This window comes from Pseudomonas sp. B414, assembly GCF_055408445.1.
The window spans coordinates 81,767-89,556 of record NZ_JBUZTQ010000021.1; the positions used below are offsets into that span (position 1 = coordinate 81,767).

6 protein-coding genes are annotated in these 7,790 nt (G+C 56.1%); all 6 read left to right on the forward strand.

The annotated features are described in order from the left end of the window. The first annotated feature begins 64 nt into the window (after window positions 1-64). Entirely contained in the window at window positions 65-2,596 is a 2,532-nt protein-coding gene (locus ACZRMH_RS17530) for a TcfC E-set like domain-containing protein (RefSeq protein ID WP_464014505.1), read from the forward strand. A gap of 64 nt (window positions 2,597-2,660) precedes the next feature. Further along, the gene (locus ACZRMH_RS17535; RefSeq protein WP_464014506.1) at window positions 2,661-3,398 is read left to right on the forward strand and encodes a fimbrial biogenesis chaperone; all 738 of its coding nucleotides are present in this window, start codon (window positions 2,661-2,663) and stop codon (window positions 3,396-3,398) included. After that, window positions 3,398-3,895, forward strand: coding sequence for a CS1 type fimbrial major subunit (locus ACZRMH_RS17540; protein ID WP_464014507.1), 498 nt, complete (start codon window positions 3,398-3,400; stop codon window positions 3,893-3,895). Before ACZRMH_RS17535 ends, ACZRMH_RS17540 begins: the two co-directional genes overlap by 1 nt. Before the next feature lie 58 nt (window positions 3,896-3,953). Then, window positions 3,954-5,228 carry a hypothetical protein gene (locus tag ACZRMH_RS17545; protein ID WP_464014508.1) on the forward strand — a complete coding sequence of 425 codons (1,275 nt, stop codon included), beginning with the start codon at window positions 3,954-3,956 and terminating at the stop codon, window positions 5,226-5,228. Between the two features lie 98 nt (window positions 5,229-5,326). Next, window positions 5,327-6,499, forward strand: a complete 1,173-nt coding sequence (locus ACZRMH_RS17550; RefSeq protein ID WP_464014512.1) for an acyl-CoA dehydrogenase family protein — start codon at window positions 5,327-5,329, stop codon at window positions 6,497-6,499. Continuing rightward, window positions 6,496-7,680: an acyl-CoA dehydrogenase family protein gene (locus ACZRMH_RS17555; protein WP_464014509.1), complete on the forward strand. Its 1,185-nt coding sequence runs from the start codon at window positions 6,496-6,498 to the stop codon at window positions 7,678-7,680. Before ACZRMH_RS17550 ends, ACZRMH_RS17555 begins: the two co-directional genes overlap by 4 nt. Window positions 7,681-7,790: the final 110 nt, after the last annotated feature.

The following is a 7,790-nucleotide window of genomic DNA, read 5'->3' on the forward strand; positions in this document are numbered from 1 at the left end:
CGGTCGGTACTCGCTGACCGAACGTACCTTGTCGTTTGTACAGTCCGTTATCGAGTATTCGAATATGTTCCCGATGACTCCCATCGCGGCGGCACTTGCCCTCATGATTGGTACTTCTGCATTTGCAGCTGCAGCAACACCGGCTAGCAGCGGTACCACACCGCGCAGTTTGCTGGCTCAAGCCAAGGGGCTGCCTGCAGATTTTGAAGAGCATTTTTTCGATGTGCCGCTGGCGGTACAAGTCGAACGCGACGGGCAACTGGTGGGTCAGGCAATGATCGTGCTCACCCGTGACGATAAACTCACACTGATTGACTTTACCGACCACGACGGCAGCCAGATACCTGTAGCTGAACGTGATGTGTGGTCAGACTTCCTCAAACAGGGCGTTACCCTCGGCAACTGCTCTGTCAACTGCCCGGAACAATTACTGGCAGTTCATTACAACCTGGAGAACTCACTGGTCTCGCTGCTGACGGAAAACGCCGAGCGTGAAAACCAGCAGAGCCAGTTCCACGACCTGCCAGAAAACGGCAGCCGTGGCCTGATTGTGCGCAATCAACTGAATCTCAACGGCGGCCAGGAAGAAAGCCTGAGCGGTCGCTTTGGCCTTGAGGCCAGCAGCAGCCTGGGCAATTGGACCCAAGGGCTGAACCTGCAACTGTCCCGCCTTGGCGGGCCGGACTACAAGCTCTATCACGCGGTGCATGAGGCTTATACCCAGCGCGAATTCGAAGGCAGCTTTGTTCGGTTGGGCTATTTCACTCCCAGCTCCGCTGGCCTGACCCGTCAAATTCGCACCTTCGGCGCCAGCCCCGATACCACCCTGGGCGTGATGTACGGCAGCTCCGACAGCCTGGCCATCGACCTGCCCAAGGCCAGCATCTACCCCATCCATATCACGGCCAACCGTGAAGGCTCCGTGGAGATCTACCGCAACGGCCTGCTGATCAACACACAACCCGTCAACGCGGGCCTGCAAAACATCGATACCCGCTCCCTGCCGGGCGGTATCTATGAGGTTGAAGTGCGTCTGATCGAAGACGGCAAAACCACCAGCACCACCTCGGAGCTGGTGTACAAGCCCAACAACTGGCGCAACCATGACCAGCGCTGGCGCTACAACCTGTTCGCCGGGCGTGAAACCAAGTTGCTGAGCAACTGGGAAGAACAGTCCAATGGTGAAATGACCGGGGGCGCTTCGTTCAACTACCTGGTGCACCCGAGCGTGATCCTTGGCCTGTCCGGGCGTCAGGTCAAAGGCGCCATGCAGCTTGGAACATCTGTTGACTGGACCCTGAGCAACAGCGCCAGTATTTATGCCAACGTCTATCAAACCCAGAAGCACGGTACCGGTGCAGACCTGAACGCCCTGTACAACTACGGCACCGGCAGCCTGGTGTTTAACCACAGCCGCAGCTGGCTCGACACCCGCAACACTTACGAAACCCTGGCGGATGGCACACGCTTGCGCAAACGCGCGACCTATGTCGGCCAGACCAGTAATTCGTCGGTTTCGATGAACCATCGTTTCGGTCCAAAAAGCAGCGCCAGCGCCCGCCTCTCCTACGCGCAGGGCCATACCAAGGGTTATGGTCTGGATCTGGGTTGGTCGCAAACCACCCACTTGTTCGGCAGTGACGGCAACTGGCGCCTGTCGGCATTTGATCGGCCGACCAGCTCGAGCACCGTAGGCAAGCGCAATCGCGGTGTCGACCTGAGTATCAGCCTGGCCCTCGGTGGCCCGCGCGAACAATGGTCCGCCAGCCTGGGCTCGCGCACCTCCCGTGACGGCGAACGTGACAGCAACGCCTCGGTGACCTACAGCAGAAGCCTGGAGAACCACCTGCTGCAAAGCGTATCAGCCACAGCAACCACTGACACCTACGGTGTCGGTCTGTCCGGGCGAGCAAGCTTTGAGAACCAGTTTTTCAATGGCGACGGTTTTGTACAGCGCTCTTCGTACAATGGCAAACTCAGCGGCGGCCTGAACCTGGACAACACCATCGCGATCGGTGGCGGCAAAGCCGTTATGGCCAGTGAATACAGCGGCCGTGGCGCAGGCATGATTGTCGATGTGCAGTCCGATGTCGACGGCATCACCCTGCGCGCCGACGACCTGAGTGGTAGCAGCACAATCCTGCGACCGGGGCGCAACTTTATCCCGCTTACGGCTTACAAAAACAGCTCGGTGAGTTTCGACTTTCAGGGCACAGACGTTCCTGCGGCAACCATCCAGCCTGCACGCAGCCGCTACCACCTGAACAAGGGCGGTGTGGATTATCGCGCCATCAATGTGGTGCAGACCGTAACCGTACTCGGTCGCCTGGTAGACCAGCAGGGCAGCCCGCTCAAGGGCCATCACGTCATCAACCACGCCAGCCGGGGTATTACTGAAGTTGACGGGTTCTTCTCGATGGAAATGAATGCCCGCACACCGACGCTGGAAGTACGCCGCGGCGAGCAGTTGCTGTGTCAGTTCCGGATTGACACCAAAAACGCTAAAAAAGAGAAAGATGTGTTGCAGATCGGAGACTTGCGCTGCCACCCCGATACCTTGGCCGAGTCGAAAAACAACCCGCAGATTGCCGGTTAATCGACTAAAATTTAAATATGCACGGTTTGTTTTTTACACGCATGCCCCATAGCGAGATTCTCTAATGAAACGGTTCTATTCCCTTATTGGCCTTGCACTGATATCACTCAATGCCCTGGCCGGGCCCAATATTAATCCCGGCACTATGTATGACTACATGGACGGCGACAAAAGTACTTATTTGAAACGCGTATTCAATGGCGGCAGCAGCACTGCATTTGTGCGAATCCAGATCCTGGAAATTATTTACAAGGCAGACGGCACCTCTGACGAAGTGCCCCTGAAAACCCAGCAGGGCAGCGTTCGTGACGGCTTGATGGCCAGCCCGGCACGCATGATCATTCCCGCAAACAGCACTCAGGGCTCACGTTTGCTGTTTATGGGCAACCGTGACCAAGAACGCTACTTTCGCGTCCGGTTTATCCCGGTAGTGCCTGAGAAAGAAGACGAGTTTGCCTTGAGCCAGGAACAATCCGCCGACTACAGAAAGACCATGAGTGCGGGCGTAAGTGTATTGGCCGGTTACGGCACCATCTTTATGGTTCGCCCTAAAAACATACGCGTTGACACGCGTATTGATGACCAAAAAAATCAGTACTCCATTAACAACCATGGCAATACCGTGGTGCTGATTGATGACTTCAAGGACTGCTCGGTCAAAGACTCGCTGGACTGCAAACCCGTGACCAAAACTCATATCTTGCCGGGCAAGACATTCCAGTTCAGCAAAGAACCCGGTCGCCATTACCGTTTTCAGCTGATCGAAGCAGATAAACAAAAAAGCATTGAGGTCAAAGACTAATGCACTTACCTGTCGGCAAAATCGCACAGCTGGCTGTCGCAGCAACCTTGACACTGTGGATGCAGGCAGGGCATGCAATCCGTGAAGAGCGCACATTCGAAGTGAGTGTCAATATCCCGACTCCGGATTTTTATATTTTACCGAGCGACCCGGCCTTTCTGGAGCGTGAGCAGAAAATGGGCTGGGACATAAACCGCAAGATACTGATGCCTCTGCGCACATCATTCGATGTGCGCAATGCCAACGGCGGTATCACGGCTCGCCTGGGGCATGACCCGGTATTGTCCAGCGGAAGTGAGTTGATCAACCTAGATGTGCGCTTTAATAATCAGCTACTCACGTTGAATGATACCCAAGTTGTAACCGAAAGCGAGGCAAAGGCCGGGTTAAGGGTGCCATTGAAAATCGAAGCCATCGAGCCACAGGATGGATTTGTCGGGGGGGAGTATTTTGGCAGTGTGCAAATTATTTTTGATGCGCAACTTGGTTCGGGCTGATGACAAATCTCTAGCAGAGCAATACGGGTTTAATTAAAGCCGACTTAGTGGTATTAAAATGAACAACCTACAGATTCTCCCTAATAAAATATTTGGCTATTGCACCACATTGGTCGCGGCCATGGTGATTAGTTTTGCGAGCTTGACCACTGCTCAGGCTTATGAAATGTCAATCAGTGCAGAATTCAAGCCTGACCCGTCAAACCCGCTCATCAACAAATTTGTTAATACAACAACGCCTAGCGGTTATTGCCAATACTACTCTCGCAACTGCGAGACAACTGGCATGTTCAGTTTACGCGCTCAAATTTATTTCATATCAAACACCACCATTAGGGCCAACCATACTGATCCACGCCAAGGTGCTATATTCCATTTCCCTACTGATTGGAGAGATCTGACTGTTACACACAGCCAGACTGGCGAACAGAGAACAATGCGAATTCGGATAAAAGGATTTGGCACACAGTACCGAGTTACCCCAGACGACGTTAGATTACTGGTTAACGGTGGTCAGCCCGGGATAAATACATTACCGGCACATAGAATGCTATGGGGGGGAGAAGCATGGAACATTGCACCTAATACTTGCCTTACAGCTAGTGGCTGGGAAGCGTTCAGCGAGACTAACTATGCATTCTTCTGGGAAACCCCTCTACCGGGGCCTTGTCAGAAACAAGCACATTTTGACATTCCATACTTTCGCTATAACTACTTCGATTTCGCCTACGAAATAGAAGCCCCTGACCCACTGAATATGTCAACCGGGAATTACACTGGAAACATAGCATACACAATCGGCCCAAACAAAGATTTCGACATGGGGGATGTAATGGTGGCGACAGACGATACTCTGTCGTTAAATTTCACTTTAACTGTGCAACATGCCCTAAAAGTCGACATCCCACCCGGCGGCGACAAGGTCGAACTGACCCCCAAAGGCGGTTGGCAACAATGGTTACAAAAAGGCCGTATCCCCGAAAAACTATCCCGGGATCAGACATTTCTGATGTCTTCCAGTTCACGTTTCAAGATGCAACTGGTCTGTGACCGGACAATCAACGATACCTGTGCCATCAGCAATGGCAGCCATCAAGTGCCAGTCGATGTACTGGTCAGCATGCCCAATGGTGTCGCCAATGACGACAACTCCGCAGTCTCTCGTAAACCGCTGAGTGTTTCTACGGACCTGCTGTTCAAGTCCACCTTTTATGTCGAACAAAAACCTTCGACCCTGCATTTCGAAATCCAAAAGCAGTACGTTGAACAAATGTTGAACGAGCAAGGCAAGTATTCGGGCAATATCACCGTCGTCTGGGATTCGGATCTCTGAGGCGGGGCACCCGAACGGACTAGTCCGGCTCAGGGATTGCACCCGTGTTGCAGGCTTCCATGCTGGGCCTTTATCCGTATAACTACGATGAGGCCCCTATGGAGCTTGCCCTGACTGACGAGCAGCGAATGATTCAAGGGTCTGCCGAGCGTTTTTTGACCCAGGTTGCCAGCTCCGCGGCGGTGCGCACGGCAATGAGCAGCGAACGCGGGTATGACATCGATACTTGGGCACAAATGGCTCAGGAGCTTTACTGGCCCGCACTGGCAATCCCAGAAGCCTATGGCGGGCTCGGGTTGCGCTTTGTCGAGGTGTGCCTGTTACAGGAGCAATTGGGCCGTTGCCTGTTGCCCTCGCCTTTTTTTGCCACCTGCTGCCTGGCCACCCCTGCCCTGCTGCTGAGCCGTAATGAAGCCCTCAAGGCGCTCTGGCTGCCACTGATTGCCGCAGGCGAGGTTCGCGCCAGCCTGGCCTTTACCAGTGCACCGCGCTGGGACGACAGCGGCGTGCAGGTGTATGCACAGAGCCACGCCGGGGGCTATCGCCTCAACGGCGAGTATCGCTATGTAATCGACGGCGCTGACTGCGACTTGCTGATCATTGCCACCCGTACCCCGGGCAGCGTCGGCGAAGCCGGTATCCGCCTGTTTGCCCTGCCCGCCGACACACCCGGCCTGCAGCGCCAGTTGCAACCAACCCTGGACCAGACCCGGCGCCTGGCCACCCTCACCCTGCATGACGTTGCCGTATACGACGAGCAATTGCTCAGCGAGCCCGGCCAAGGCTGGCCCATGCTGCGCGATGTGCTACAGATCGCCGGTATTGGTCTGGCTGCAGAACAGACTGGAGGTGCCCAGCAGTCGCTGGACCTCACCCTGGCCTATATCAACGGTCGTGAGCAGTTTGGCCGACGCATTGCCAGCTTCCAGGCTATCAAGCACCGTTGCGCCGACCTGATGCTGGCCATCGAATGCGCCCGTTCGGCCAGTTACTACGCTGCCTGCATCGCAGCCGAGTGCCTGGATATCGACGGAGACCCAAGCATTCGCCAGCAACTGGGGGAAGCCGCTGCCACCGCGAAAATTTTTGCCAGTGAAGGTTTTTTCCAGTGTGCCGCCGAGTCCATCCAGTTGCATGGTGGCGTGGGCTTCACTTGGGAATACGACCCGCACCTGTATTTCAAAAGGGCGCGGGCCAGTGAACAGATGCTCGGCACCCCGGCGTTTCATCGCGAGCAATTGGCCCGGCAGATTTTCGGAGAGCGCACATGAATATCGGTTTTAGCGCGGCAGATGAGCAGTTTCGCCAGCAGGTGGCGCAGTGGATGCAGCAGCATCTGAACGGTGACTTTGCGGTCTTGCGCTTTCGCGGTGGCCCGGGGGATGAAGACTTTGCCCCCGAGTTGCGCAAGCGCTGGGAACAGGTGCTGGCCCAGGGCGGCTGGGTGGGCGCTGGCTGGGCCGTCGAGCATGGCGGCCGTGGCTTGAGCATCAACCAGCAAGTGATCTTTTTCGAAGAGTATGCCCGCGCAGGCGGCCCGGGGCGCATGGGCCATATTGGCGAAGGGCTGGTGGGGCCGACGATTGCGGCCTTTGGCAGCCGAGAACAGCAACAACGTTTTTTGCCGCCGATTCTGGCGGGCAGGCACTTTTGGTGTCAGGGCTACTCCGAGCCGGGAGCCGGCTCGGACCTGGCCAATATCAAGACCCGCGCCAGCTTCGATGAAGGCAGCGGGCAATGGTTGATCAGCGGGCAAAAGGTCTGGACCTCACTGGCCCATGAGTCGGACTGGTGCTTTGTACTGGCGCGTACCGAGCCGGGCAGTGTTGGCCACCGCGGTTTGTCGTTTTTGCTGGTGGAGATGGATCAACCGGGTATCCGGGTGCAGCCGATCCGGCAGTTGACCGGCACCAGTGAGTTCAACGAGGTGTTTTTTGATCAGGCGCGGGCTTGCGCAGGCAACCTGATCGGGCAACCGGGTGAAGGCTGGAAAATCGCCATGGCGTTGCTGGGGTTTGAGCGCGGGGTGTCGACCCTGGGCCAGCAGATGCAGTTTCAGAATGAGCTGGACGAGGTGGTGCGTATCGCCAGGGCCAATGGCGCGGCGCAAGACCCGGTGCTGCGCCAGCGCATCGCGCAGGCCTGGAGCGGCTTGCGGGTGTTGCGCTACAACTCGTTGCGCATGTTGTCCGGGGTACAGGATGGCAGCCTGCGGCCTGAGGCGACGATCTACAAGCTGGCCTGGTCAACCTGGCATGTGGAACTGGGCAAGCTGGCGATGGATGTGTTGGGGCCAGAGGCGGAGTTACTGGCCGGGGCGCCTTATGAGTTGACGCGGTTGCAGGCGCTATTTCTATTTACCCGGGCGGATACGCTGTATGGCGGCAGCAATGAGATTCAGCGCAATATCATTGCCGAGCGGGCCCTGGGGATGCCACGGGAGGCGCGGTAGTACTTAAACCCGATCGCTGGCAAGCCAGCTCCCACAAGGCTCGGGCAAACCTGGGATATTTGTATCCAAAACCATCGCTGGCCAACCAGCTTCCACACTGACAGTGCAAA